The following is a 25,253-nucleotide window of genomic DNA, read 5'->3' as shown; positions in this document are numbered from 1 at the left end:
ATAAGAAAGATTTTGACCGCACTTTTTAGGTTTGACGAGCAAGTGATTCAAAATCTGCGATGCATATCGTAAAAATAGCGTTGGGCATTCAATAAAATTAAAGTAAAATAACGAAATTGTGGTTAAGTACTAACAAGGGAAGAAAATGAATTTAAACGGAAAACGTGTTGTCGTCGGTATTACGGGCGGCATTGCAGCCTATAAAACAATAGAGTTGATTCGTTTATTACGCAAAGCAGAAGCTGAAGTACGTGTAGTATTAACCCCAGCTGCAGCAGAATTTGTTACTCCTTTGACACTTCAAGCCATTTCTGGCAATGCTGTATCGCAATCTTTACTTGATCCACAAGCAGAGCTGGCAATGGGGCATATTGAACTTGCCAAATGGGCTGATGCCATTATTATTGCGCCAGCTAGTGCAGACTTTATTGCCCGTCTTACTGTAGGCATGGCGAATGATTTACTTTCAACAATTTGTCTTGCAACTGATGCGCCAATTTTTCTTGTGCCAGCAATGAATCAGCAGATGTATCACCAATCCATTACTCAACAAAATTTAACGACTCTTCAAACACGTGGGATTGAGCTTATCGGCCCCAATAGTGGTTTTCAAGCTTGCGGCGATATGGGGAAAGGGCGTATGTCAGAACCAGAGGAAATTTTTACCGCACTTTCTGACTTTTTCTCTCAAAAACAAGATCTACAAGGATTAAATGTCGCCATTACAGCAGGCCCAACGCGTGAGGCAATCGATCCCGTTCGTTATATTTCTAACCATAGTTCAGGGAAAATGGGATTTGCGATTGCTGAAGCATTTGCCAAACGTGGGGCAAACGTCACACTGATTTCAGGCCCAGTGAATTTAACAACACCAAAAAATGTAAATCGAATTAATGTCATCTCAGCACAAGAAATGTGGCAAGCCTCTCTTGAAAGTGCGGTAAAAAATCAAATTTTTATTGGTTGTGCGGCTGTTGCTGATTACAGAGTAGCTGAAGTTGCAGAACAAAAAATCAAAAAATCTGGCGATGAAATATCTATCAAGTTAATTAAAAATCCCGATATTATCTCAGATGTAGGACATTTAAAAACACATCGTCCTTTTACTGTTGGATTTGCAGCCGAAACCCAAAATATTGATGATTATGCAAAAGATAAACTTGAACGCAAAAATCTTGATATGATTTGTGCCAACGATGTATCTGGCGGACAAGTTTTTAACGCGGATGAAAATGCCTTGCAGCTTTTTTGGAAAAATGGTCATAAAAAATTATCGCTAAAATCAAAAGTAGAACTTGCCGCTGATTTAGTCAATGAAATCATCGAACGCTATCAAAAAACCTTATAATTCCAACCGCACTTTTACCTAAAAATGAATTTCAAACGGAGTATTAAATGAAAAAAATTGACGTAAAAATTTTAGATTCTCGCATTGGAAATGAATTTCCTCTGCCAACTTACGCAACTGAAGGTTCAGCAGGTCTTGATTTACGTGCGTTGATCGATGAAAGCTTTGAAATTCAACCAGGCGAAACCAAATTAATTCCGACAGGGCTATCAATTTATATTGCGGATCCCAATTTAGCTGCCGTGATTTTGCCTCGCTCGGGTCTTGGCCATAAACACGGCATTGTGTTAGGAAACCTTGTGGGATTAATTGACTCCGATTATCAAGGGCCATTAATGGTATCAATGTGGAACCGTGGAAATGAACCATTCAAAATTGAAGTCGGCGATCGTATTGCTCAACTTGTTTTCGTGCCAGTAGTACAAGCTGAATTTAATATTGTAGAAGATTTTCAACAAACCGAACGTGGAGAAGGCGGTTTCGGTCATTCAGGTAAACAATAATTTATGGTAGAAGAACAATTATCTTTATCAGGCGTAGAAGAAATTGCGCCTAAAATTGAAACACCGAAAATTGAAAAAAGAACGGTAAAAGAACGTCGTCAGCAAGTGCTTACAGTATTGATACATATGCTTCATTCTGAACGTGGAATGGAAAGAATGACAACCGCTCGTCTAGCAAAAGAAGTTGGTGTGTCGGAAGCTGCGTTATATCGTTACTTTCCAAGCAAAACAAAAATGTTTGAAGCACTAATTGAACATATTGAAAGTACTTTGCTGAGCCGAATTACAGCGTCAATGCGTAACGAAACTCAAACAATGAATCGCATTCACGACATTTTACAAACAATTTTGGATTTTGCTCGAAAAAATCCCGGCTTAACACGTGTTCTAACAGGTCACGCGTTAATGTTTGAAGAAGCGCAATTACAAGCACGTGTGGCACAATTTTTCGATCGTCTTGAGATGCAGTTTGTCAATATTTTGCAAATGCGTAAATTACGTGAAGGGCGTGCTTTCAACGTGGATGAACGTATAATTGCCTCACATTTAGTGACACTCTGCGAAGGACAATTTATGCGCTATGTTCGTACAAATTTCCGTCTGAATTCAAGTCAGTCTTTTGAACAACAATGGCGTTTTATCGAGCCACTTTTTGCCTAATTGACTTTACCGAGTAAATATATGATTATTCCTTGGCAAGAACTGGAAGCAGAAACATTAGATAATATCGTAGAAAGCGTGATTTTACGCGAAGGAACCGATTACGGTATAGAAGAACTTTCACTCAACCAGAAAAAACAACTTTTACTGACTCAAATTCGCAATGGAATTGCGTTGATTGTATGGTCTGAATTACATGAATCCATTGACATCAAAAATAAAACGGAATTTTTGAAACAGGAATGTAAGGAGCAAGAATGTCAAATGAATTAACCGAAATTGATGAAGTTGTAACCTCCTCTCAAGAAGAAGCAACTCAACGAGATCCCGTTTTAGATTGGTTTCTTACTCATTGCCATTTGCATAAATATCCTGCAAAATCAACTTTAATTCATGCTGGGGAAGATGCGACCACGCTGTATTATGTAATTAAAGGTTCTGTAATGGTATCTTCAAAAGATGATGAAGGCAAAGAGATGATCCTCACTTACTTAGGAGCAGGACAATTTTTTGGCGAAGCGGGATTATTTGATGAAGGTTCAAAACGATCAGCTTGGGTAAAAACAAAAACAACATGTGAAATTGCTGAAATTTCCTATAAGAAATATCGCCAGTTGATTCAGGCAAACCCTGAAATCTTAATGTTTCTCACTGCACAATTGGCAAGACGTTTGCAAAATACATCACGTCAAGTCACGAATTTGGCATTTTTAGACGTCGCAGGTCGCATCGCTCAAACTTTAATGAACTTAGCTAAACAGCCTGAAGCAATGACGCATCCTGATGGTATGCAAATCAAAATTACACGCCAAGAAATAGGGCAAATGGTGGGTTGTTCACGAGAAACTGTGGGGCGCATTATTAAGATGTTGGAGGATCAGAATCTTATCCACGCTCATGGAAAAACAATCGTTGTATATGGCGCAAGATAATTTTTCATCATAATTTATTCAAAATAAAACCATCCGAAATTAATTTGGGTGGTTTTTGTTTAATTGGAAATAATATTCAAAACATTAATTGACAATTAATATAAAGGATTTTATCATTGCTCCAATTCTTACGGATATTGTAGGAAGACAGGATTGGTCTCCTGATATAGTGGCTTTAAAGGTTTAAACCTTATTGCATAGTTTTATGCTGCAAAAGCTAGAACACCGAGATGCATTTTTTAATCTATGGTGGACTGGGTAGAAATCCCGCAGGGATGCGTGCAGTAAGCCACTTGCTGTTAAGACCAATTCTGCTTAGTTCCACCACCCTTCTTTCAAATTCCCTAGCCTTTTCTAGCTTACCTTAATTAATCTTTTTTCTTTCTAGTAAAACTAATACTTCATAGTGAGATGTTTGCGGAAACATATCAAAAAGTTGAATTTTCAATGGTTTATAACAAGTTAGATGCTGTAAATCTTTACCCATTGTCATGGCATTACAGCTGGAATACAAGATAAAGTGCGGTTGAATTTGGTTGAGAAATTCACTTAATTCCTTTCCAATTCCACGACGCGGCGGATTTACAATCACAAGATCTGGCTTATTTTTATTTTTATTTTCAATCACGCTTGCTGCATCTAGAGATTGGAAATTTACATGTTCTAAACCTAATATTTTCGCAGAATGACTGGCTGCCAAAATAGCAGAGGAAGAAATTTCAATTCCTGTTAATTTAATGGGTTTTCCCCATTTTTCCTGCAACGCTTTAGCACAATGTAAGCCAAATCCCCCTACGCCACAAAATAAATCCCACAGGTTATAAATAGGGAATTCAGCCACCCATTGTTGAGCGGTTGCATATAAACCTGCAGCCACTTTAGGGTTAGTTTGAAAGAAGCCTTGTGGACGAATAAAGAGTGGAATACCGTTAAAATTTTCAGGCAAAAATTGTTGTTCTGTCAGAAAAATTTCTTGTTCGCCCTCTAAAATAGCCGCGTGCTGTGGTTGTAAATTAATACTAATCACTTCTAAGTGCGGTAATTTTTCCAATAATTTGGGCAATTCTCGACGAATTAATGGCAATTTATTTTCTGTACGTAACACAAAACGCAACATCAATTTTTCCGTCGCGATACTTTCTGTCAGCAAAATATATTTAAGCTCGCCTTTTTGTTTAGCAATGTTATAAGGTACTAAACCTGCGCGACCAATAAAATCTTTGAGAATTGAAAAAATTGCTGAAAAATGTGTAGGATAAAGAGGACAATCACACAAATCAATCGCACTTTGTGGATCATTATTTTTTAAAATGCCAAGTATCGGGCGTTCAACACTACCACTAACAACCATTTTAGCTTTATTACGAAAGCCTTGTTCATTAGATTGAAAAGGAGCCACCCATTGAGCTTCATCGTAATTAATAGAAATCAGTTGCTGCTTTAAATGATATTGTTTTTCAGTTAGCTGCTGACTATAAGGTATTTCAAGCAATTGGCAAGAACGACATTTATTTTGTTGATAGTATCGACAATCAATCATTTTTTGCTGCCTGAATGTCTAACCAACGGCTTTGAATATCAGCTAATTTTTGATAATTAAGTCTCCAACGTTGATCTGAAATTAAGTCGTTCCAATTAATCACTCTACGTTTAAATAAACTTTGTAAGCGAGCTTGACGAGCCATAAAGTGCGGTTGATTTTCAGTAAGTTTTAGATTATCTAATACTTGAATGACACCCTCACGTTCATTACACAGTAATAAAAGATCGCAACCTGCATTGAGTGCTTTTTTACTACGCTCTACAAAATTCCCCATTACTCCCGCGCCTTTCATTCCTAGATCATCGGAAAAAATTGTACCTTGGAAATTTAATTTCTTGCGTAAAATTTCTTTCAACCAATATTTTGAACCACTTGCAGGCTGACTATCACATTGCGAATAAATTACGTGAGCAGGCATAATCGCATCGAGTTTATTTTGTGAAATCAACTGTTGGAAAGGTTGGAGATCGAAACTAAAAATTTCGTCTTTTGTGCGATCATCATAAGGTGTTTCTAAATGAGAATCGGCTAATACATGGCCATGACCGGGAAAATGTTTACCTGTAGATGCCATACCTGCTTGATGCATACCATCAATAAAAGCGGTGGCTAAATTTACCGCACTTTTTATATCAGATGAAAAACTGCGATCGCCAATCGCTCGACATTCATGCCCCAAATCCAACACAGGAGCAAAACTCAAGTCAATATCCAAGGCAATCATTTCTGCTGCCATTTGCCAACCTGCTTCTTTAGCAAAACTCACTTGTTCAGTTGCTGACAGAGTTTCTTGAAAAGCCTGCATTGAAGGCAACATTGTAAATCCATCACGGAAACGTTGAACTCGTCCACCTTCTTGATCCACCGTAATTAATAAAGGCTTTTTCACTCGTTGGCGAACAGAACGAATTAATTCTTGAATTTGTTCTCTGTTTTCAAAATTTCGAGTAAATAAAATTAATCCTGCAACAAGAGGGTGAGAAAGTAACTCAACTTCCTCTTGTTCCAACTCTTTTCCGTTTAAATCAATTAACAACGAGCTCATAAATTATTTTAAATAAAGGCGATAATTTTTACTTTCTACAGTAGGTTTAGTTAAATCAATTGATTTTTGCTCTTGTGGTTTTAGCAAAAATTGAGCGGAATAGCTTTCTTGCTGATTTTCCCAAATTTGGGTTACCCCTAAATGATCGTACCAATACAAATGGTAACTTATATTCAAAAGTTGCTGACTTTTATTTTTTATAACCGCTGATTTTTGAGTCGTTTCAACTTGAATCAAAGGCGAAAGAGACGACGTAATATTCAAAATCGGCTTTGTTGAATAAGTTAAGTTTTGTTCTGAACTTGAACAAGCCACGAGCATGAAGCTCGCTAAAATTAGAAAATATTTTTTCATTATTTCGCTAACATTCTACCTAAAGGTTCTCCACCAACTAAATGCATATGTAAATGGAATACTTCTTGCCCACCATGTTTATTACAATTCACAATTAGGCGGTAACCATCTTCCGCAACACCTTCTTCTTTAGCGAGTTTAGCCGCTACGCTAAATAATCGACCTAGCGCTACTTCATCTTGCTCCGTCACATCATTCACTGTGGGAATGACTTTATTTGGAATAATCAAAATATGTGTTTTAGCTTGAGGGGAAATATCACGAAATGCAGTGACTAATTCATCTTGATAGACGATATTTGCCGGAATTTCTTTACGGATAATTTTACTAAAAATTGTTTCTTCTGCCATTGTTTGCTCCCTATAAAAAGTGCGGCGAATTAACCTGTCCATAATTGTTGCTTATTTAGTCTAACTTTTAAGGACAGAGCAAATCAATCGCACTTTTTGTTTTACAATGAATTTAATTATGCAAAGTATCGAACTTCTCCATTGCCCACTACATTTTCTACACAACGTGCACAAAGTGTTGGATGTCCTGGGCTTACCCCAATTTCGTCAGAATAATGCCAGCAACGAGGGCATTTTTCTGCGTTAGAACGTGTTACGCTTACCGCAATACCCTCTAATTCGCTGTCCGCTAAATCAGCAGGTTTTTCCGATAAAGATTTTACATCTACTTTTGAGGTAATTAATACGAAACGTAATTCATTACCTAATTGTGCTAACAATGCACGATATTCGTCATTAGCATAAACGGTCACTTCTGCTTCTAAACCGCCGCCTATTTCTTTATTGTTACGAGAAATTTCTAATACACGGTTTACTTCTGAACGAACTTTAATCAGTTGTTGCCAGTAAGCATCATCTAATTTTTCATCCTCGCCTAAACCAAATAAGCCTTGATAGAATTCTTCAGTAAATACGAATTCCGCACGAGCACTTTCAGTTTGTGGCAAGTGTTGCCAAATTTCATCGGCAGTGAAAGATAAGATCGGTGCCATCCAACGAACTAATGCTTCAGCAATATGCCATAACGCAGTTTGACAGCTACGACGCGCAAGGCTGTCTGCTTTGGTTGTATATTGACGATCTTTGATAATATCTAAATAGAATGACCCCATTTCTACCGAACAGAAACGCATTAAACGTTGTACCACAGTGTGGAATTGATAGTTATCGTATGCATCTTTAATTTCATTTTGTGCATCTAATGCACAAGCTACCGCCCAACGATCTAGGCTAATCATTTCTTCTGGTTTGACTAAATCACGTTTTGGATCAAAACCATTCAAGTTTGCTAATAAGAAACGAGCGGTGTTACGAATACGACGATAGCTGTCCGCTGCACGTTTTAAGATCTCATCAGAAACGGTCATTTCGCCTGTATAGTCTGTTGAAGCAACCCATAAACGTAAAATATCACCACCGAATTTATCCATGACTTCTTGTGGCGTCACTATGTTACCGATAGATTTTGACATCTTACGGCCTTGACCATCCACAGTGAAACCGTGAGTTAATACTTGCTTGTATGGTGCTTTGCTGTTTGTTGCAGTAGAAAGCATTAAAGAAGACATAAACCAGCCACGGTGTTGGTCGGAACCTTCTAAATACATATCAATATCTTGACCATTAAATTCTAGGCGATTTGCAACAACAGAAGAATAGGTTGATCCTGAGTCAAACCATACGTCAAGGGTATCTGGCACTTTGCGATAGGTTTCTGCATCCGCCCCTAATAATTCTTTTTCGTCTAAATCCCACCACGCTTGAATACCCGCTCTTTCTACACGTTTCGCCACTTCTTCAAGTAGCTCTAAGGTACGCGGATGAAGTTCTTCGGTTTCTTTATGCACGAACAAGGTCATCGGCACACCCCAAGTACGTTGGCGTGAAATACACCAGTCTGGGCGGTTTTCAACCATTTTCTCGATACGTGCTTGACCCCAATCTGGAATCCAGCGAACTTGTTTGATTTCGCCTAATGCTTGTTGGCGTAAACCTTGCGTTTCCATGCCGATAAACCATTGCGGTGTTGCACGGAAAATAATTGGCGTTTTGTGACGCCAGCAGTGTGGATAGCTGTGTTTGATTTTCTCAACTTTTAATAAGTTACCTACTTCTTGTAATTTTTCTATCACAAGCGGATTTGCTTCAAATACGCCTTTGCCTGCAAAGAATTCGGTCGTTGAAATAAATTTACCATCATTCGATACAAGACCCGCCATTGGTAAATCATATTGTTTACCCACGATAAAGTCGTCTAAACCGTGATCAGGTGCGGTATGTACTAAACCCGTGCCGCCATCAGTGGTTACGTGATCGCCTAAAATTACTGGTACAGTAAAATCATAGAATGGATGATGGAAACGGCTTAATTCAAGATCAGCACCTTTTACAGAACCCAGAATTTCAACTTGTTCTACGCCCACCGCTTTTGCCACTGACTCAACTAATTCAGCAGCTAAAATCACGCGCTCATCGCCAAGTTGGACTAAGTTGTATTCTAAGTCTGCATTCACCGCAATCGCACGGTTAGACGGCATCGTCCAAGGTGTGGTAGTCCAAATGATGGCTGATAATTTACCTTGTCCTCTACCTTGTGCAGAAAATTTAGCTTCAATTTCAACCGCACTTTCCGCAGGGAAACGAACGTAAATTGACGGAGAAACTTTGTCTTCATATTCCACTTCTGCTTCTGCTAAAGAAGAACCGCAATCCAAACACCAGTGAACTGGTTTTGAGCCTTTATACAAATGACCATTTTCAATCACTTTACCTAAAGTGCGGATAATATTCGCTTCGGTATCGAAATTCATCGTGAGATATGGATTATCCCAATCGCCCAACACACCTAAACGGATAAAGTCTTTTTTCTGACCTTCTACTTGTTCCGAGGCATATTCACGACATTTTTGACGAAATTCAGCCGCAGAAATTTTCTCGTTTGGTTTGCCCACTAAACCTTCTACTTTTAATTCAATTGGCAAGCCGTGGCAGTCCCAACCCGGGATATAAGGCGAATCAAAACCTAACGCCGTTTTGGATTTAATAATAATATCTTTCAGAATCTTGTTTACAGCGTGACCAATATGAATGTTACCATTCGCATACGGAGGGCCATCGTGCAGAATAAAAGATTTTTTGCCCTTACTCGCTTTACGAATTTTTTGGTAAAGATTTTTCTCGTACCAATTTTTCAACATATCAGGTTCGCGCTTAGCTAAATCACCGCGCATTGGAAAGCTGGTTTCCGGTAGGTTAAGAGTGTTTTTGTAATCGACTGTCATTTTATTTTCCAATTTTTACATTTTAAAATTAACTGTTAAAAAACGCTTTCGCAGTTTCTACATCTTTCTCAATTTGCACTTTCAAATCATCAAAAGACGGGAATTTAATCTCGTTTCTAATCTTGTGGCAGAATTCCACTTCCACCATTTGGCCATAAATATTCTGAGAAAAATCAAATAAATGGACTTCTAATAATTGCATTAATCCATTTATAGTTGGACGTTTTCCCATGTTTGCCACGCCGTTAAAAATCTCCCCCGATTTTAACCGCACTTTTACGGCATAAACGCCTTTGATTGGATTTACTTGTCTATGCAAACGAATATTGGCCGTTGGAAATCCTATTGTTCTGCCTAATTTATTTCCATGAATCACACGCCCGAAAATACGATAAGGTTTACCGAGTAAATTTTCTGCAAGTTGTAAGTCATCATTCGCTAACGCTTCGCGAATTGCCGTGCTACTAATTCGCTGTGCATCTAGACAAAAACTACGGTTATCTTCAACAATAAAACCAAAACGCTTACTAGCTGCTTGCAACATGGCAAAATTACCTTGGCGTTTTGAGCCGAATTTGAAATCATCGCCAATACTTAAAAATTTCACATGTAGATGATTAACAAGCGTTTGTTCAATAAAAACATCAGCTGGTTGTTCAGCAAAAGTGCGGTCAAATTTCGCCACAATTACGACATCGACCTTAGCCTTTTCGAGATAATAAATTTTGTCACGCAAACGCATTAAACGCGCAGGTGCATTTTCCCCCATAAAATATTCACGCGGCTGAGATTCAAATAACAATACCGCCATGGGTAAATTTAATTCGTCAGCTTTTTGGCGTAAATGGCGGAGGACTGCTTGATGCCCTAAATGCACACCATCAAAGTTGCCGATCGTTAGCGCACAACCTTGTAAAACACGATTTGCATTATGAAGCCCACGAATTAATTGCATGTCCTTATCCATGAAAATAAGAGAATTTCGGCATTATAGCGAGAAGTTAGTTTTTTGTCAGCAAATGGTGCTTGCGAACGCCTAATAAAATCAACGTTGTGCCATAAACTATCGCGGCTAAGACAATCAACCAAACAAGCCAATAAACACGCATAAAGAAATCCATTTTCGCCCATTGGTTGATTTCAGGCACGTAATACCAAACTGCCGCACCCATTGTGATTGCTGCCAATAAAACTTTGACAAAAAAGACCGCACTTTTACGTGAAAAATGGTACACATCCGCTTTGGCTAAGCCGCGATAGAGCAAATAGGCGTTAAGAGTTGCGGACATCGCTGAAGCAATAGCTAAACCCACATAACTGAAAGGAATTGCCAATAGGTTAAAGCCCATATTACTCACCATGGCAATAATGCCGATTTTTACTGGGGTTTTGGTATCTTGGCGAGCGTAATAGCCATTGGCGAGGATTTTAATCAACATAAAGCTAAGCAAACCCGCATTAAACGCCCATAAAGAATAAGAGGCGGCATAAACATCATTTAGCATAAAATTTCCACGCATAAAGAGCGTAAGTAACATTGGCTGAGCCAATACAGCAATACCAATGGCAGCAGGAACGCCAAGTAATAAAATCATTCGCACGCCCCAATCCATTGTATTACGAAAATCAACCGCACTTTTATCTGAATCGCCTTCACGATTGACGTGGTGGCGAGCAAGCGTTGGTAAAATTACGGTAGAAATCGCAATGCCAAATAAACCGAGAGGAAATTCCAGTAAGCGGTCGGAATAATACAACCAGCTAATAGAGCCCGTCATTAAGAAGCTCGCAATCACTGTATCCAGCAAAAGATTAATTTGACTTACCGATACACCAAATAACGCAGGGATCATTAATTTACGAATTTTGGTTACGCCTTCATCCCGCCAAGCCCATTTTGGTTTCACCAGTAAACCAGCTTGTTTCATAAATGGAATTTGGAATAAGAACTGTAATAATCCGCCAAGAAAAATCCCGATAGCCAGTGCAAGATCTGGGTTATCCATTTGTGGTGCAAGGAAAAGTGCGGTGGCAATCATCGCTATATTTAATAACACGGGTGAAAAGGACATCACGCCGAATTTTCCAATCGTGTTAAGCACAGAACCAGAAAATGCCACAAAAGTAACAAACCATAAATAAGGAAAAGTTATTTTAAGAAGAAGAGAGGCTTGTTCAAATTTATGTGCATCAGGGCCATCATTCATCCAATCGGTAAACCAGCCCATCCCAAATAAAGCGGCAACGACAGGCGATCCAACCATCGCAAGGATCGTAACAATACTCACCAATCCCCCAAGGGTACCAGAAACTTTTCCAATAAATTCACGGGTTTTATTCATATCGCCAGATTGTTGATATTCTGCGAGAACAGGGACAAAAGCCTGAGAAAAGGCCCCTTCAGCAAATAAACGACGAAGAAAATTTGGGATACGATTAGCAAATAAAAAAACATCCGCCGCAGCGCCAGCCCCAATGAGATGAGCGATAACTACATCGCGCACAAGACCTAACACTCTTGATAATAAAGTCATAGAACTAACAACAATGCTAGATTTTAAAAGTCGTTTACTCAAAATATTCTTCTCAAGCCTAAAATTTTTGCCTAATTGTATAGAAATTTTGTTTTTACGCTATATTCCGTGAAAAAAAACTGATAAAATCCGCCGCACATCGTTTGTGTGAGCCTATATTGAAAGAGCTTGTAAAAATAACGATACTTACTTTCGGTTGTGTCTCACCGAAATCAACACAAATTTTCCATTGACAAAAGTATAAAAAATCGGCATATTGACGCCCTTTATTTTGTCTATCAATCAACAGAAATTTTAGGAGTTTGACCTTGGCTAATATCAAGTCAGCAAAAAAACGCGCGGTTCAATCTGAAAAACGTCGCCAACACAACGCAAGCCAACGCTCTATGATGCGTACTTATATCAAAAAAGTATATGCTCAAGTGGCAGCAGGCGAAAAATCAGCAGCTGAATCAGCATTCGTTGAAATGCAAAAAGTTGTAGACCGTATGGCTTCTAAAGGCTTAATCCACGCTAATAAAGCAGCAAACCACAAATCTAAATTAGCTGCACAAATCAAAAAATTAGCGTAATTTTTAGCTAGAAAGAATGAAAAATAAAACCGCACTTTAAAGTGCGGTTTTTTATTGCATCGAATTTTAGACTAAAGTAACAACATCGATCCCCATTTGATAATATCAAAGAAGAATTTATTTTGATTGGTTGCAATGCCATCAGAATTTTTTGGTGTGCCATCTTCATTTTTTTGCACTTCCACCATACCATTTTTATATTGACCTTTCACGACAGCCAAATCATCGTGCGCTTCGTTACGCAACTTCAAACAAGACTGTTTAGTTAAAGGTTCAACATTGCTCACTTTGGTACGGAATTTTTTAAACTGATAGCTTGCATAATTCATTGATTTTTCATCGGCTTGGATAATCTTCACATATTGTTCGCCAATAATTTTTTCCAACGGATAGAAAAAGACATATTGTGAGTGAATATAGCTATCTTCTTTTGAAAAATGCTGTTGCAAAATTCGAGTTAAATTTGGGTAAACGCATTGTTCTACTTGCTTACTTGCAATCGCCCATTGTTTTGCATGTTGATCGGAAAGTTGGTAATCAGCCCCAGCAAATTCCGCTGGAATTGCGGATTGTTGACTATCAAACATTGAACAGCCAGACAGCAATGCTGCCATACCTAAGGTTGCAATTAATTTCACATTTGATCCTTATAAAAGTGAGAATGCACAAAATTCTAGCAATATCTTCACAACAGATAAAGCAGCAAATGAATTTAGTTTTCCTGATCTGAAAAACTTCCGCTATAATGACCGCACTTTTTTACGTTAATTAAAAGGAATTCTTATGCAAAATCTAAAAGATGATGTGTTATATGCGCCTGTTGAATGGGTCGATCACAGTGAAGGCTATAGCGATATTCGCTATCATAAATCCACTGATGGCATTGCAAAAATTACCATTAACCGCCCAGAAGTTCGTAATGCGTTCCGCCCACAAACAGTGAAAGAAATGATCACTGCATTTTCCGATGCACGTTTCGATGAAAACATTGGTGTCATTGTATTAACTGGCGAAGGCGAAAAAGCATTCTGTTCTGGTGGTGACCAAAAAGTGCGTGGCAATTACGGTGGTTACAAAGATGACAGCGGCGTACATCACTTAAATGTATTAGATTTCCAACGCGATATTCGTTCTTGTCCAAAACCAGTTGTAGCAATGGTGGCTGGTTATGCAATTGGTGGCGGTCATGTATTACATATGCTTTGCGACTTAACGATTGCTGCTGAAAATGCCATTTTCGGGCAAACTGGGCCAAAAGTCGGTTCATTCGATGGCGGTTGGGGCGCAAGCTATATGGCTCGTTTAGTGGGGCAGAAAAAAGCGCGTGAAATTTGGTTCTTATGCCGTCAATATAATGCACAAGAAGCATTAGACATGGGCTTAGTCAATACGGTTGTGCCTTACGCTGATCTTGAAAAAGAAACCGTGCGTTGGTGTCGTGAAATGTTACGCAATAGCCCAATCGCAATCCGTTGTTTGAAAGCAGCATTAAATGCGGATTGTGATGGTCAAGCTGGTCTTCAAGAATTAGCGGGTAACGCAACAATGTTGTTCTATATGACTGAAGAGGGTCAAGAAGGTCGCAATGCGTTTAACGAAAAACGCGCCCCAGACTTCAGTAAATTCAGACGTAACCCTTAATTTATCGTTCTAAAGTGCGGTTAAAAATCTTCGTGAATTTTGACCGCACTTTTGTATTGAGAGCAAGCATGGCTGAAAAATCATTTAATCTTTACCGTTATTCCATCCCCGTTGATAGCCAACTTATTCTGCGTGATCGTTTTTTAAAACGCCGTGAAGGCTTAATCGTAAGAGTGAGTTGCAGCCGAGACGGTTGGGGAGAAATCGCTCCGCTACCTGGTTTTAGCGAAGAAACCTTAGACCAAGCTCAAGAACAAGCAATTGAATGGCTAACAACATGGTGCAATGCAAGCTGTGACGCACCTCGCGTACCATTAGATGGCACCTATCCCTCCGTTGCTTTTGGTATCAGTTGCGCAATGGATGAAATGAAAGGTTATTTACAAGCTGAAGGCAATTACCATACAGCACCACTTTGTTATGGCGATCCAGATGAATTGTACGCCAAACTTGCGAGCATGGAAGGCGAAAAGGTGGCAAAGATGAAAGTGGGCATATACGAAGCCAATCGCGATGGATTAATTGCCGATATGTTTTTAGAAGCCATTCCTGATTTACAATTACGGCTTGATGCAAACCGCCATTGGTCGTTAGAAAAAGCGTTACAGTTTGCCGCTCAAGTCAAACTGCAACATAGAAAACGTATTCAATTTTTAGAAGAACCTTGTAAAACACAAGAACTCAGCCGTGAATTTGCAGCTCAAACCGACATTGCTATTGCGTGGGATGAATCCGTGCGAGAGCCTAATTTTTGTCTAGAAAAAGAACCGCACTTATCGGCTGTCGTCATCAAACCCACTTTAATTGGTTCAATTCAACGTTGTGCTGAGCTCATTAACCAAGCACATTCGTTAGGCCTAAAAGCGGTTATAAGTTCAAGTATCGAAAGCAGTTTAGGGCTCTCTCAGCTCGCGCGAATTGCACAACAATACACTCCGAATGCAACTCCAGGCTTAGATACTTTAGATTTGATGGAATATCAGGTACTACGTGCTTGGCCTAGTTCTAATTTACCTATTGTGGATTTAGAATCTGAATTTATCACTAAAATTATCTGATTCGACCACCAAAAATCGAAAAAACCAGTATAATGCGCCACACAAAAAGGATTAAAAATGTCGCAAACACACAGAATTTTGCTGTTAAATGGCCCGAACTTAAATATGTTAGGGGCTCGCGAGCCAAAACATTATGGCAGTATTTCTCTTGAATCCATTGAAGCGAAAATACAAACTTTAGCCACTCAACACAATGTAAAAGTGGAATGTTTTCAAGCCAATAGTGAAGAAAAATTAATTAATAAGATCCACGAAAGTTTTCAACAAGTCGATTTTATTTTAATTAATCCTGCGGCTTACACCCATACCAGTGTAGCATTGCGCGATGCACTTTTAGCTGTTTCAATTCCTTTTGTGGAGATTCATTTATCTAACGTGCATAAACGTGAACCATTTCGTCATCATTCTTATTTTAGCGATGTGGCTGAAGCTGTTATTTGCGGTTTGGGCGCAAAAGGTTACGAGTTTGCCTTTTTATTTGCTATGGATTACCTTGCTAAAAAATAGAAAATCGAGCATTTTTGGCGAAATTCACAGAATTTTATCGCAAATTTGAAAAAATTAAGGTAATCTTTGCAACACAAAAGTAAGTTTATTCATAACCGCACTTTTTCCTTTAAAAGTGCGGTTAAAATTTCAATCTTTTTAGGAAGAACGTATGGACATTCGTAAAATCAAAAAATTAATCGAATTAGTAGAAGAATCGGGCATTACTGAATTAGAAGTGCAAGAAGAAGAGGGTACAGTACGTATTAGCCGTGCTGCGCCAGTAATTGCTCCTGCAGCCGTTCAATATGCTGCAGCACCAGTAGTAGCACCAACTCCTGCCGCTGCACCAGCTCAAGTTCCAGCAGCTGCGACATCCGCACCAGCCGCATCGGATGAATTATCAGGCCATCTTGTACGTTCTCCAATGGTGGGAACCTTCTATCGCAGCCCAAGCCCAGAAGCAAAAGCATTCGTTGAAGTGGGGCAATCAGTGAAAGTTGGCGATGCGCTTTGTATCGTTGAAGCAATGAAAATGATGAACCGCATTGAAGCGGACAAAGCTGGCGTTGTAAAAGCGATTCTTATCAACGACGGTAACGCCGTTGAATTTAACGAACCATTAATCGTTATTGAATAATTTCCAATATTTTTGTCGGGCGGACTTTAGTCCGCCTATTTCATATACAAACAATTAGAGCGAATTTATCGTAGGCGATATAAATTGAAATCTGTTCACGCCAAATTTTATAGGGAGAACAATATTTCAAGAGCCTACATAAAAATTCACGTCTATCTGACTAAACGGACTCTTTTATGTTAGAAAAAGTTGTGATTGCTAACCGCGGTGAAATTGCTCTACGCATTTTACGTGCTTGTAAAGAATTAGGTATTAAAACTGTGGCAGTTCACTCCACTGCTGATCGTGATTTAAAACACGTTTTACTCGCTGATGAAACCGTTTGTATCGGTCCAGCACCTTCCGCAAAAAGTTATTTAAATATTCCAGCTATCATTGCTGCCGCCGAAGTAACAGGTGCGGATGCAATTCATCCTGGATACGGTTTCTTATCTGAAAACGCTGACTTTGCTGAACAAGTTGAACGTTCAGGTTTCACTTTCATCGGCCCAACTGCAGATGTTATTCGTTTAATGGGCGATAAAGTTTCAGCTATTAAAGCAATGAAAAAAGCAGGTGTGCCTTGTGTACCGGGTTCGGATGGCCCTGTAGGTAATGATATTGCTAAAAATAAAGAAATCGCCAAACGTATTGGTTATCCAATCATCATCAAAGCATCTGGCGGCGGCGGTGGCCGAGGAATGCGTGTTGTTCGTAGCGAAGACGCATTAGAAGAATCTATCGCGATGACCAAAGCAGAAGCGAAAGCTGCATTCAACAATGATATGGTTTATATGGAAAAATACTTAGAAAATCCACGTCACGTGGAAATTCAAGTGTTATCAGATACTCACGGTAATGCGGTTTATTTGGCTGAACGCGACTGCTCAATGCAGCGTCGTCACCAAAAAGTTGTGGAAGAAGCACCAGCGCCAGGTATCACAGAAGAAGTTCGCCGCGATATTGGCTCACGCTGTGCAAAAGCTTGCGTAGAAATCGGCTATCGCGGAGCGGGAACCTTTGAATTCTTATATGAAAATGGCGAATTCTACTTTATTGAAATGAATACCCGTATCCAAGTAGAACACCCAGTAACAGAAATGATCACAGGTGTAGATTTAGTGAAAGAGCAATTGCGCATTGCGGCAGGCTTGCCAATTTCCTTTAAACAAGAGGACATTAAAGTTAAAGGCCATGCAATAGAATGCCGCATTAACGCAGAAGATCCAAAAACATTCTTACCATCTCCGGGCAAAGTAAATCACTTACATTCGCCTGGCGGTTTGGGCGTTCGTTGGGATTCTCACGTTTATGGCGGCTATACTGTGCCTCCACATTACGACTCGATGATCGCAAAACTTATCACTTACGGCGATACACGTGAAGTGGCAATCCGTCGTATGCAAAATGCTTTATCTGAAACAATTATTGATGGTATTAAAACCAATATTCCACTTCATGAATTAATTCTTGAAGATGAGAATTTCCAAAAAGGTGGAACAAACATCCACTATTTGGAGAAAAAATTAGGTATGCATGAATAATTAAACGTTAAATGGCTAACAAAGGTTAGCCATTTTTTATATATTCCGATATTTATTTAATGATAATAAAAACTAAAACGAGCAAAACATTTTGAATTATTCAAAAAAGTTGTAATATGAATAAGTATAAGGAGCGTAGGATATATGCGCCTCTTATACCATTCAAAAAATATACTTTCACTTATAAAAATTTAAGGAAAAAATATGACATTAAAACAACGTTATCAACAAGCTGGTAAAGAAGCCAGTTGGGCATTGAGCTTATCTATTTTATATGTGATAGGTTGGTGCTTATGTGCTTATTTACCTAAAGAAACTCAAGGGCCGATTGGTTTCCCCCTCTGGTTCGAACTCTCTTGTATTTATTTGCCTATTCTGTTTATTGTAATTGGTTATTGGATTATCAAAATTATTTTTCAGGATATTTCTCTTGAAATTAACGATCAGGAGAGTCAGAAATGAATCTAGGTATTATTCTTCCTTTAATTATTTATCTCACTTTTGTTTTTGGTGCGGCAATTTTTGCCTATGTAAAACGTACAAAAGGCGATTTTTTAACAGAATATTATGTGGGAAATCGTTCGATGACTGGTTTTGTGCTCGCAATGACAACTGCATCAACTTATGCCAGTGCAAGTTCTTTTGTCGGAGGGCCAGGCGCAGCTTATAAATACGGATTAGGTTGGGTATTACTTGCGATGATTCAAGTGCCAGTCGTATGGCTTGCATTAGGTGCATTAGGTAAAAAATTCGCGCTATTATCAAGAGAAACCAATGCTTTAACTATTAATGATCTTTTCTTTTATCGCTATAAAAACAAATATTTAGTTTGGCTATCAAGCCTTGCTCTTCTTCTCGCATTTTTTGCGGCTATGACCGTGCAATTTATTGGTGGTGCGCGTTTATTAGAAACAACCATCGGCATTTCTTATACTCAAGCATTACTCTTATTTGCTTTAACGGTAGGTATCTATACTTTTATCGGGGGCTTCCGTGCCGTCGTACTGACGGATACCATTCAAGGTACCGTAATGATTTTTGGGACTATAATCCTCCTTATTGGCACGATTTATGCCCTCGGTGGTGTAGAAAGTGCGGTTAATAAATTAACTGAAATTGATCCTGACTTAGTCACGCCTTACGGGCCAAATGGAATGTTAGATTTCCAATTTATGGCTTCTTTCTGGATACTTGTCTGTTTCGGGGTGGTTGGTCTTCCACATACCGCAGTTCGATGTATGGCATTTAAAGACAGTAAAGCCTTACATCGCGGTATGCTGATTGGAACCATTGTACTTTCAATTATTATGTTGGGTATGCACTTAGCTGGTGCGCTTGGCAGAGCGGTTATTCCAAATTTAACGGTATCAGATCAAGTAATTCCAACATTAATGATAAAAGTATTGCCGCCTATTGTTGCGGGGATTTTCTTAGCTGCACCGATGTCTGCGATTATGTCCACAATTGATGCACAACTTATTCAATCTTCTTCTATTTTTGTCAAAGATTTATACCTTTCTGCGAAACCAGAGGCCGCAAAAAATGAGAAAAAAGTGAGCTATTTTTCATCAATTATTACGCTGATTTTGACCGCACTTTTAATCTTTGCCGCCCTCAATCCACCAGATATGATTATTTGGTTAAACCTATTTGCCTTTGGCGGACTGGAAGCCGCATTTTTATGGGTAATTGTGCTGGGTATTTACTGGGATAAAGCAAATGCTTATGGTGCGTTAAGCTCAATGATTATCGGCTTGGGGAGTTATATCTTGCTCACTCAACTTGGCATAAAATTATTTAACTTCCATCAAATCGTGCCGTCATTAGTATTTGGATTAATTGCCTTTTTAGTGGGTAATAAATTGGGCGAACGTCGTATTGAAAAAACTCAATTAAAAGTTACCGCACTTTAAGTATTAATCAATATGCTGTCACCTTCTTCTAAATGAGAGGAAGGTGATATTTAATTTTCTCACTTTCAGCAATTTCTACGCTAAAACATAGAATTGGAACAATTCACAGGGATACATCAATGCTCTATCAAATTCTTGCGCTACTTATTTGGAGCAGTTCATTAATCGTCGGTAAGCTCACTTATTCGATGATGGATCCTGTGCTTGTTGTGCAAGTGCGGTTAATTATTGCAATGATTATTGTCATGCCACTCTTTTTACGTCGTTGGAAAAAAATTGATAAACCAATGCGTAAACAGCTTTGGTGGTTGGCATTCTTTAACTATACCGCCGTATTTTTATTGCAATTCATCGGACTAAAATATACATCTGCGTCCAGTGCAGTCACCATGATTGGGCTAGAACCGCTGCTCGTTGTATTTGTCGGGCATTTCTTCTTTAAAGACAAAGCAAAATGGTTTCACTGGCTATTCGGTGCAATGGCATTTATTGGCGTGGCAATTTTAATTAATGGCGGAAAAAATAATGAAGGCATTGATAACATCAGTTTATTCGGCTGTTTATTAGTACTAAGTGCTGGGATCATTTTCGCTGCCGTATTACGTTGGACACAGCGAGTTGTAGCCAAAGTCTCAACGCAGGCTTATACCTCCGTCAGCATTGTTCTTGGCACCATCACAACATTGCCATTTACGCTATTACTCACAGAAAACTGGCAAATATCATTAAATTCTACTGGTATTGCAGGTTTATTATATCTTGCCATTGGCTGTAGCTGGCTTGCCTATTGGTTATGGAATAAAGGCCTTAATAGTGTGGATGCCAATATCTCCGGTGTTTTAGTCGCACTTGAACCGCTATTCGGCATCTTATTTGCTGTATCATTACTTGGCGAAACGCTATCATTTTCAGCCGCACTTGGTATAACAATCATCATGCTCGCCACACTTGGCTCGACTTTACTGCCGAAACTTTTAAAAAAATCGGTATAATATGCCCCATTTTATGAAATAAAGGAAAAAACAAATGGCTTGGATTCAAATTCGCCTGAACAGCACCAATGAAAAAGCAGAACAAATGAGTGATTTTTTAGAAGAAATCGGCTCCGTCTCTGTAACTTTTATGGATAGTCAAGATACACCGATTTTTGAGCCTTTGCCGGGCGAAACGCGTTTATGGGGTAATACCGATGTTATTGCACTATTTGATGCAGAAACAGATATGGCAGAAATTGTCCGCTTATTAAAAGAAGCAAAACACTTAGATAGCAATACGGCATACAAAATTGAACAAATAGAAGATAAAGACTGGGAACGTGAGTGGATGGATAACTTCCACCCAATGCAATTTGGTAAGCGTTTATGGATTTGTCCAAGTTGGCGTGATGTGCCTGATGAAAATGCCGTCAATGTTATGCTTGACCCAGGTTTAGCATTTGGTACAGGCACTCATCCTACAACCGCACTATGTTTAGAATGGCTAGATGGTCTTGATTTAAAAGATAAAAGCGTCATCGATTTTGGTTGTGGATCTGGTATTTTAGCCATTGCAGCATTAAAACTTGGTGCGAAAAGTGCGGTGGGAATTGACATCGATCCACAAGCCATTCTGGCCAGTCGCAATAATGCTGAGCAAAATGGCGTGGCAGATCGCCTACAGCTGTTCTTATCTGATGAAAAACCCTCTGATTTAAAAGCAGATGTCGTGGTGGCGAATATTCTTGCTGGCCCTCTCAAAGAACTTTACCCAATCATTAGCCAACTTGTTAAGCCGAATGGCGATCTTGGTTTATCGGGCATTTTAGAAACTCAAGCTCAATCGGTATGCGATGCCTATACGCAAACATTTGCGTTAGAGCCAGTCGCGGCGAGAGAAGAATGGTGCCGAATTACGGGTAAGCTAAAAACGCTTTAATTTCTTTTTGTCAATCAAAAAAAGTGTATTTTTTAAACAAATTTCACTTTGCAAAGCAAGGCAAAATGCGTATTATAGCCAGCCTTGTCGGTTGTCGAGCAGTTCGATATAAATTAGATTTAGGCTTGCTAGGAAAGGAACGTAAAATGCGAATCGGTTCATACCAATTAAAAAATCGTGTTTTACTTGCACCAATGGCAGGTATTACCGACCAGCCTTTCCGCCGTCTTTGTGCATATTATGGTGCGGGGCTTACATTTTCAGAAATGATGTCCACAAATCCGCAAGTTTGGCATACCGAAAAATCCAAATTGCGTTTGGCACATAGCGAAGATTTAGGTCTCAATGCGGTGCAAATTGCAGGTAGTGATCCACTCGAGATGGCGCAAGCCGCTGCTATTAACGTGGAATATGGCGCTCAAATCATTGACATTAATATGGGATGCCCTGCCAAAAAAGTAAATCGCAAACTCGCAGGCTCTGCGTTGTTGCAATTTCCTTATTTGGTGGAAAAAATCTTGCGAGAAGTAGTGTCCGCCGTCAATGTGCCAGTGACCTTAAAAATTCGTACAGGCTGGGATAAATCTAATCGAAATTGCGTTCAAATCGGCAAAATTGCAGAACAATGTGGCATACAAGCATTAACGGTGCATGGTCGTACACGCGCTTGTCTTTTTGAAGGTGAAGCGGAGTACGATAACATTAAAGCCGTTAAACAAGCGATTGCTATACCAGTTATAGCTAATGGCGATATTGATTCTGCTCGGAAAGCAAAATTCGTTCTTGATTATACTGGAGCGGATGCCATTATGATCGGTCGTGCTGCCTTAGGTAACCCTTGGTTATTTCAAGCGGTAGAAAACCTAATTGAGCATAACTCGATAAGTCAAATGCCAAGTTTAAAAGAAAAGTGTGGTCAGATTTTGCGTCATATTCAAGAATTACATCAATTCTATGGCGAACAAAAAGGCTATCGCATTGCGCGTAAACACGTAGCTTGGTATTTACAGGGAATTCAACCTGATTCCGTTTTTAAACAGACTTTTAATGCAATTAGTGATCCAAAAGAGCAGCTGATTGTATTGGAAGATTTTTTCAATTTAATTTTGGATAAAGAAAAATGTTAGAACAACAACGTAATTCTGCCGATGCCTTAACGGTATCAGTATTAAATGCGCAATCACAAGTGACCAGCAAACCATTACGCGATTCAGTCAAACAAGCGTTGCGTAATTATTTAGCACAATTAGATGGTCAAGATGTGAATGATCTTTACGAGCTAGTATTAGCGGAAGTTGAACACCCTATGTTAGATATGATTATGCAATATACTCGTGGTAATCAAACCCGTGCAGCAAATATGCTTGGTATCAACCGTGGTACATTACGTAAAAAATTAAAAAAATACGGTATGGGATAAGGCGATATTCTTTTATTAACAAAAAGATTGAATGTTTTTCATTCTATTTTAAAAATTAGCCCCAAGTAATTTGGGGCTAATTTATTATTACAATTTAAGATCTTCGATGTGCATTTTTCATAATGCGATCTTTTGTTACTTTCCATTCACGTTCTTTAATATCATCACGTTTATCCTGTTGTTTTTTACCTTTGGCTAAACCAATTTTGACTTTTGCCCACGCACTTTTCCAGTAAAGAGAAAGTGCAACTATGGTAAAACCGTCTCGGTTTGCTTTGCCAAATAGGGATGCTAATTCGCGTTTATTTAACAATAACTTACGAGTGCGAGTTGGATCACAAACAATATGCGTTGATGCAACATTTAATGGCTGAATGCTTGCGCCGAATAAAAAGGCTTCGCCATTTTTAAAAATAACATAACTATCACTAATATTTGCCTTGCCTGCGCGTATAGATTTGACTTCCCAGCCTTGTAATTCAAGACCTGCTTCAATTTCATCTTCAATAAAATAATCGTGTCTTGCACGTTTATTCAGTGCGATAGTATTTGAATTGGGTTTTACTTTTTTCTTTGTCATAATTTTATCCCTTATTTTGCCTGAGGCATTTTATCGGATCTCTATTTTGATAGCAAAAAGATCATCTAGGTAGAACTGGCAGTCGCATTTATTTTCAATCTTTAAAAATAAATGATTTGTAGAAAATAAGAGAAAAACTGACCGCACTTTTTAAGAAAAAACAGACACATTGTTGTGTCTGTTTGAGAAAGATAAAAAGATGAATTAAGTGTTAGTGATTTATATAGTGAATAAAGGATTATTCCAAACGTTTTGCCACTTTAAGCCAATCAGCCTTAAATACACGCTGCATATTATTAATGGCATCAATAATATCGTGATGAACGAGCTGTTCATTTTGGATACCTACGCAATAGCCGCCCTTGCCTTGTAGCAATAAATCTACTGCGTATGCGCCCATACGTGAGGCAAGAATACGGTCAAAAGCACAAGGAGAACCACCACGTTGAATATGCCCTAAAACGGTTGCGCGAGTTTCGTGGCCTACGCGAGCTTCAATTTCTTTTGCCAGAGAATGAACATCAGTTAAAAGTTCAGTGATAGCAATAATAGCGTGGCGTTTACCGCGAATAATGCTACGTTCAATTTGTTGAATTAATTCTTCGCGATTAAATTCAATTTCTGATGCGACGATATATTCGCAACCGCCAGCGATCCCCGCAGAAATCGTTAAGTCACTACAATGGCGACCCATAATTTCAACGATAGAAATACGTTGGTGTGAGCTTGATGTATCACGTAAACGGTCGATTGCATCCACTGCAGTTTGTAATGCGGTTTGATAACCGATGGTATAGTCAGTACCTGCCACATCATTATCAATAGTACCGGGTAATCCAACACAAGGGAAACAGTGTTCTTCGGTTAATAATTTTGCCCCCATATAAGAACCGTCACCACCGATAACCACAAGTGCATCAATGCCGTGAGAACGTAAAATTTCCGCACATTTTGCCCGAATATTAGGATCTTTAAATTCAGGAAAACGTGCAGAGCCTAAAAAAGTACCGCCACGATTAATGACATCAGATACGCTATAGCGATTTAATTGTTTGATTTTATTATTGTATAAACCTTGGTAACCATCATAGATACCAAACACTTCCAAGCCTTCTGCAAGTGCAGAACGTACTACGCCACGAATTGCGGCATTCATACCTGGCGCATCGCCACCACTTGTTAAAACTGCAATTTTTTTAATCATAATTTACCTACTTTTAACCATAATTGAAAATGGGCATAAGATTACATCATTCAAAGAATCTGCTCTAGCAAAATTTGACGAGATTTTGATC

27 protein-coding genes are annotated in these 25,253 nt (G+C 38.9%); 17 read left to right on the top strand and 10 right to left on the bottom strand.

The window, feature by feature from the left end; all coding sequences use genetic code 11:
- The first annotated feature begins 145 nt into the window (after positions 1-145).
- The 5 genes from coaBC to crp are packed head-to-tail and all read left to right on the top strand — an operon-like array spanning position 146 to position 3,443.
- The gene (coaBC, locus tag AT683_RS00200; protein ID WP_011272308.1) at positions 146-1,348 is read left to right on the top strand and encodes a bifunctional phosphopantothenoylcysteine decarboxylase/phosphopantothenate--cysteine ligase CoaBC; all 1,203 of its coding nucleotides are present in this window, start codon (positions 146-148) and stop codon (positions 1,346-1,348) included.
- Positions 1,349-1,395: 47 nt separating this feature from the next.
- Positions 1,396-1,851 carry a dUTP diphosphatase gene (dut, locus tag AT683_RS00195; RefSeq protein ID WP_005631431.1) on the top strand — a complete coding sequence of 152 codons (456 nt, stop codon included), beginning with the start codon at positions 1,396-1,398 and terminating at the stop codon, positions 1,849-1,851.
- A gap of 3 nt (positions 1,852-1,854) precedes the next feature.
- Positions 1,855-2,511, top strand: a complete 657-nt coding sequence (gene slmA, locus AT683_RS00190) for a nucleoid occlusion factor SlmA (RefSeq protein WP_005648000.1) — start codon at positions 1,855-1,857, stop codon at positions 2,509-2,511.
- Between the two features lie 21 nt (positions 2,512-2,532).
- Positions 2,533-2,784 carry a YheU family protein gene (locus AT683_RS00185; protein WP_005647999.1) on the top strand — a complete coding sequence of 84 codons (252 nt, stop codon included), beginning with the start codon at positions 2,533-2,535 and terminating at the stop codon, positions 2,782-2,784.
- Positions 2,769-3,443, top strand: coding sequence for a cAMP-activated global transcriptional regulator CRP (gene crp, locus AT683_RS00180; RefSeq protein ID WP_005647998.1), 675 nt, complete (start codon positions 2,769-2,771; stop codon positions 3,441-3,443). The genes AT683_RS00185 and crp overlap by 16 nt, the downstream gene beginning before the upstream one ends.
- A gap of 364 nt (positions 3,444-3,807) precedes the next feature.
- Here the strand turns inward: crp and rlmC are convergent, their stop codons facing one another.
- The 7 genes from rlmC to murJ form a co-directional block, all read right to left on the bottom strand.
- The gene (rlmC, locus tag AT683_RS00175; protein WP_021034785.1) at positions 3,808-4,983 is read right to left on the bottom strand and encodes a 23S rRNA (uracil(747)-C(5))-methyltransferase RlmC; all 1,176 of its coding nucleotides are present in this window, start codon (positions 4,981-4,983) and stop codon (positions 3,808-3,810) included.
- Positions 4,976-6,031 carry a beta-N-acetylhexosaminidase gene (nagZ, locus tag AT683_RS00170; RefSeq protein ID WP_021034786.1) on the bottom strand — a complete coding sequence of 352 codons (1,056 nt, stop codon included), beginning with the start codon at positions 6,029-6,031 and terminating at the stop codon, positions 4,976-4,978. Before nagZ ends, rlmC begins: the two co-directional genes overlap by 8 nt.
- A gap of 3 nt (positions 6,032-6,034) precedes the next feature.
- Positions 6,035-6,385, bottom strand: a complete 351-nt coding sequence (locus AT683_RS00165) for a YcfL family putative periplasmic lipoprotein (protein WP_005647993.1) — start codon at positions 6,383-6,385, stop codon at positions 6,035-6,037.
- A complete protein-coding gene (gene hinT, locus AT683_RS00160) occupies positions 6,385-6,735 on the bottom strand; it encodes a purine nucleoside phosphoramidase (protein ID WP_005627389.1) in 351 nt (116 codons plus the stop codon). The genes AT683_RS00165 and hinT overlap by 1 nt, the downstream gene beginning before the upstream one ends.
- Positions 6,736-6,851: 116 nt before the next feature.
- Positions 6,852-9,677: an isoleucine--tRNA ligase gene (gene ileS, locus AT683_RS00155; RefSeq protein WP_011272312.1), complete on the bottom strand. Its 2,826-nt coding sequence runs from the start codon at positions 9,675-9,677 to the stop codon at positions 6,852-6,854.
- Between the two features lie 28 nt (positions 9,678-9,705).
- Complete coding sequence (gene ribF, locus AT683_RS00150) at positions 9,706-10,632, bottom strand: bifunctional riboflavin kinase/FAD synthetase (protein ID WP_005688371.1); 927 nt, start codon at positions 10,630-10,632, stop codon at positions 9,706-9,708.
- 46 nt (positions 10,633-10,678) lie between these two features.
- On the bottom strand, positions 10,679-12,253 hold the full coding sequence (gene murJ, locus AT683_RS00145) for a murein biosynthesis integral membrane protein MurJ (RefSeq protein WP_044364463.1): 1,575 nt from the start codon (positions 12,251-12,253) through the stop codon (positions 10,679-10,681).
- Between the two features lie 266 nt (positions 12,254-12,519).
- Here murJ and rpsT point away from each other — a divergent pair, with 266 nt between their 5' ends.
- Positions 12,520-12,783, top strand: a complete 264-nt coding sequence (gene rpsT, locus AT683_RS00140; protein ID WP_011272315.1) for a 30S ribosomal protein S20 — start codon at positions 12,520-12,522, stop codon at positions 12,781-12,783.
- Between the two features lie 71 nt (positions 12,784-12,854).
- On the opposite strand, the gene AT683_RS00135 is transcribed toward rpsT, so the two are convergent.
- A complete protein-coding gene (locus tag AT683_RS00135; RefSeq protein ID WP_011272316.1) occupies positions 12,855-13,421 on the bottom strand; it encodes a DUF5358 domain-containing protein in 567 nt (188 codons plus the stop codon).
- A 145-nt stretch (positions 13,422-13,566) separates the two neighbouring features.
- Between AT683_RS00135 and menB the strand changes: the two genes are divergently transcribed.
- The 11 genes from menB (at position 13,567) to fis (ending at position 23,378) form a co-directional block, all read left to right on the top strand.
- Positions 13,567-14,424, top strand: a complete 858-nt coding sequence (menB, locus tag AT683_RS00125) for a 1,4-dihydroxy-2-naphthoyl-CoA synthase (RefSeq protein ID WP_050845849.1) — start codon at positions 13,567-13,569, stop codon at positions 14,422-14,424.
- A 68-nt stretch (positions 14,425-14,492) separates the two neighbouring features.
- Complete coding sequence (gene menC, locus AT683_RS09590; RefSeq protein WP_048950087.1) at positions 14,493-15,482, top strand: o-succinylbenzoate synthase; 990 nt, start codon at positions 14,493-14,495, stop codon at positions 15,480-15,482.
- 57 nt (positions 15,483-15,539) lie between these two features.
- The gene (gene aroQ / locus AT683_RS09585) at positions 15,540-15,989 is read left to right on the top strand and encodes a type II 3-dehydroquinate dehydratase (protein WP_038440285.1); all 450 of its coding nucleotides are present in this window, start codon (positions 15,540-15,542) and stop codon (positions 15,987-15,989) included.
- Between the two features lie 151 nt (positions 15,990-16,140).
- On the top strand, positions 16,141-16,608 hold the full coding sequence (gene accB / locus AT683_RS00110; protein ID WP_050845850.1) for an acetyl-CoA carboxylase biotin carboxyl carrier protein: 468 nt from the start codon (positions 16,141-16,143) through the stop codon (positions 16,606-16,608).
- Positions 16,609-16,784: 176 nt separating this feature from the next.
- Positions 16,785-18,131, top strand: coding sequence for an acetyl-CoA carboxylase biotin carboxylase subunit (gene accC / locus AT683_RS00105; RefSeq protein ID WP_050845851.1), 1,347 nt, complete (start codon positions 16,785-16,787; stop codon positions 18,129-18,131).
- 204 nt (positions 18,132-18,335) lie between these two features.
- Positions 18,336-18,593, top strand: coding sequence for a YhdT family protein (locus AT683_RS00100; protein WP_005659242.1), 258 nt, complete (start codon positions 18,336-18,338; stop codon positions 18,591-18,593).
- Positions 18,590-20,044: a sodium/pantothenate symporter gene (gene panF, locus AT683_RS00095; protein ID WP_005647973.1), complete on the top strand. Its 1,455-nt coding sequence runs from the start codon at positions 18,590-18,592 to the stop codon at positions 20,042-20,044. Before AT683_RS00100 ends, panF begins: the two co-directional genes overlap by 4 nt.
- 119 nt (positions 20,045-20,163) lie before the next feature.
- Positions 20,164-21,036: a DMT family transporter gene (locus AT683_RS00090; RefSeq protein WP_005664204.1), complete on the top strand. Its 873-nt coding sequence runs from the start codon at positions 20,164-20,166 to the stop codon at positions 21,034-21,036.
- Between the two features lie 34 nt (positions 21,037-21,070).
- On the top strand, positions 21,071-21,958 hold the full coding sequence (gene prmA, locus AT683_RS00085; protein WP_005647969.1) for a 50S ribosomal protein L11 methyltransferase: 888 nt from the start codon (positions 21,071-21,073) through the stop codon (positions 21,956-21,958).
- Between the two features lie 146 nt (positions 21,959-22,104).
- Positions 22,105-23,085, top strand: coding sequence for a tRNA dihydrouridine synthase DusB (gene dusB / locus AT683_RS00080; protein ID WP_012055332.1), 981 nt, complete (start codon positions 22,105-22,107; stop codon positions 23,083-23,085).
- Complete coding sequence (gene fis / locus AT683_RS00075; protein ID WP_005651583.1) at positions 23,079-23,378, top strand: DNA-binding transcriptional regulator Fis; 300 nt, start codon at positions 23,079-23,081, stop codon at positions 23,376-23,378. Before dusB ends, fis begins: the two co-directional genes overlap by 7 nt.
- 94 nt (positions 23,379-23,472) lie before the next feature.
- Here fis and smpB read toward each other — a convergent pair whose 3' ends face one another.
- A complete protein-coding gene (gene smpB / locus AT683_RS00070) occupies positions 23,473-23,958 on the bottom strand; it encodes an SsrA-binding protein SmpB (protein ID WP_005659251.1) in 486 nt (161 codons plus the stop codon).
- 238 nt (positions 23,959-24,196) lie between these two features.
- Positions 24,197-25,162: a 6-phosphofructokinase gene (gene pfkA / locus AT683_RS00065; protein WP_005659252.1), complete on the bottom strand. Its 966-nt coding sequence runs from the start codon at positions 25,160-25,162 to the stop codon at positions 24,197-24,199.
- Positions 25,163-25,253: the final 91 nt, after the last annotated feature.

This window comes from Haemophilus influenzae (assembly GCF_001457655.1).
Classification (GTDB): Bacteria; Pseudomonadota; Gammaproteobacteria; order Enterobacterales; family Pasteurellaceae; genus Haemophilus; species Haemophilus influenzae.
This window is presented reverse-complemented; position numbering and strand designations above follow the sequence as displayed.

What these genes read in the sequence shown, in the direction of transcription:
- ileS (WP_011272312.1), bottom strand. Translation starts at nt 9,677, where the DNA reads ATGACAGTCGATTACAAAAACACTCTTAACCTACCGGAAACCAGCTTT.
- AT683_RS00185 (WP_005647999.1), top strand. Translation starts at nt 2,533, where the DNA reads ATGATTATTCCTTGGCAAGAACTGGAAGCAGAAACATTAGATAATATC.
- prmA (WP_005647969.1), top strand. Translation starts at nt 21,071, where the DNA reads ATGGCTTGGATTCAAATTCGCCTGAACAGCACCAATGAAAAAGCAGAA.
- dusB (WP_012055332.1), top strand. Translation starts at nt 22,105, where the DNA reads ATGCGAATCGGTTCATACCAATTAAAAAATCGTGTTTTACTTGCACCA.
- AT683_RS00100 (WP_005659242.1), top strand. Translation starts at nt 18,336, where the DNA reads ATGACATTAAAACAACGTTATCAACAAGCTGGTAAAGAAGCCAGTTGG.
- accC (WP_050845851.1), top strand. Translation starts at nt 16,785, where the DNA reads ATGTTAGAAAAAGTTGTGATTGCTAACCGCGGTGAAATTGCTCTACGC.
- rlmC (WP_021034785.1), bottom strand. Translation starts at nt 4,983, where the DNA reads ATGATTGATTGTCGATACTATCAACAAAATAAATGTCGTTCTTGCCAA.
- hinT (WP_005627389.1), bottom strand. Translation starts at nt 6,735, where the DNA reads ATGGCAGAAGAAACAATTTTTAGTAAAATTATCCGTAAAGAAATTCCG.
- crp (WP_005647998.1), top strand. Translation starts at nt 2,769, where the DNA reads ATGTCAAATGAATTAACCGAAATTGATGAAGTTGTAACCTCCTCTCAA.
- fis (WP_005651583.1), top strand. Translation starts at nt 23,079, where the DNA reads ATGTTAGAACAACAACGTAATTCTGCCGATGCCTTAACGGTATCAGTA.
- AT683_RS00090 (WP_005664204.1), top strand. Translation starts at nt 20,164, where the DNA reads ATGCTCTATCAAATTCTTGCGCTACTTATTTGGAGCAGTTCATTAATC.
- coaBC (WP_011272308.1), top strand. Translation starts at nt 146, where the DNA reads ATGAATTTAAACGGAAAACGTGTTGTCGTCGGTATTACGGGCGGCATT.
- pfkA (WP_005659252.1), bottom strand. Translation starts at nt 25,162, where the DNA reads ATGATTAAAAAAATTGCAGTTTTAACAAGTGGTGGCGATGCGCCAGGT.
- aroQ (WP_038440285.1), top strand. Translation starts at nt 15,540, where the DNA reads ATGTCGCAAACACACAGAATTTTGCTGTTAAATGGCCCGAACTTAAAT.
- ribF (WP_005688371.1), bottom strand. Translation starts at nt 10,632, where the DNA reads ATGCAATTAATTCGTGGGCTTCATAATGCAAATCGTGTTTTACAAGGT.
- slmA (WP_005648000.1), top strand. Translation starts at nt 1,855, where the DNA reads ATGGTAGAAGAACAATTATCTTTATCAGGCGTAGAAGAAATTGCGCCT.
- nagZ (WP_021034786.1), bottom strand. Translation starts at nt 6,031, where the DNA reads ATGAGCTCGTTGTTAATTGATTTAAACGGAAAAGAGTTGGAACAAGAG.
- menB (WP_050845849.1), top strand. Translation starts at nt 13,567, where the DNA reads ATGCAAAATCTAAAAGATGATGTGTTATATGCGCCTGTTGAATGGGTC.
- panF (WP_005647973.1), top strand. Translation starts at nt 18,590, where the DNA reads ATGAATCTAGGTATTATTCTTCCTTTAATTATTTATCTCACTTTTGTT.
- dut (WP_005631431.1), top strand. Translation starts at nt 1,396, where the DNA reads ATGAAAAAAATTGACGTAAAAATTTTAGATTCTCGCATTGGAAATGAA.
- menC (WP_048950087.1), top strand. Translation starts at nt 14,493, where the DNA reads ATGGCTGAAAAATCATTTAATCTTTACCGTTATTCCATCCCCGTTGAT.
- AT683_RS00165 (WP_005647993.1), bottom strand. Translation starts at nt 6,385, where the DNA reads ATGAAAAAATATTTTCTAATTTTAGCGAGCTTCATGCTCGTGGCTTGT.
- smpB (WP_005659251.1), bottom strand. Translation starts at nt 23,958, where the DNA reads ATGACAAAGAAAAAAGTAAAACCCAATTCAAATACTATCGCACTGAAT.
- accB (WP_050845850.1), top strand. Translation starts at nt 16,141, where the DNA reads ATGGACATTCGTAAAATCAAAAAATTAATCGAATTAGTAGAAGAATCG.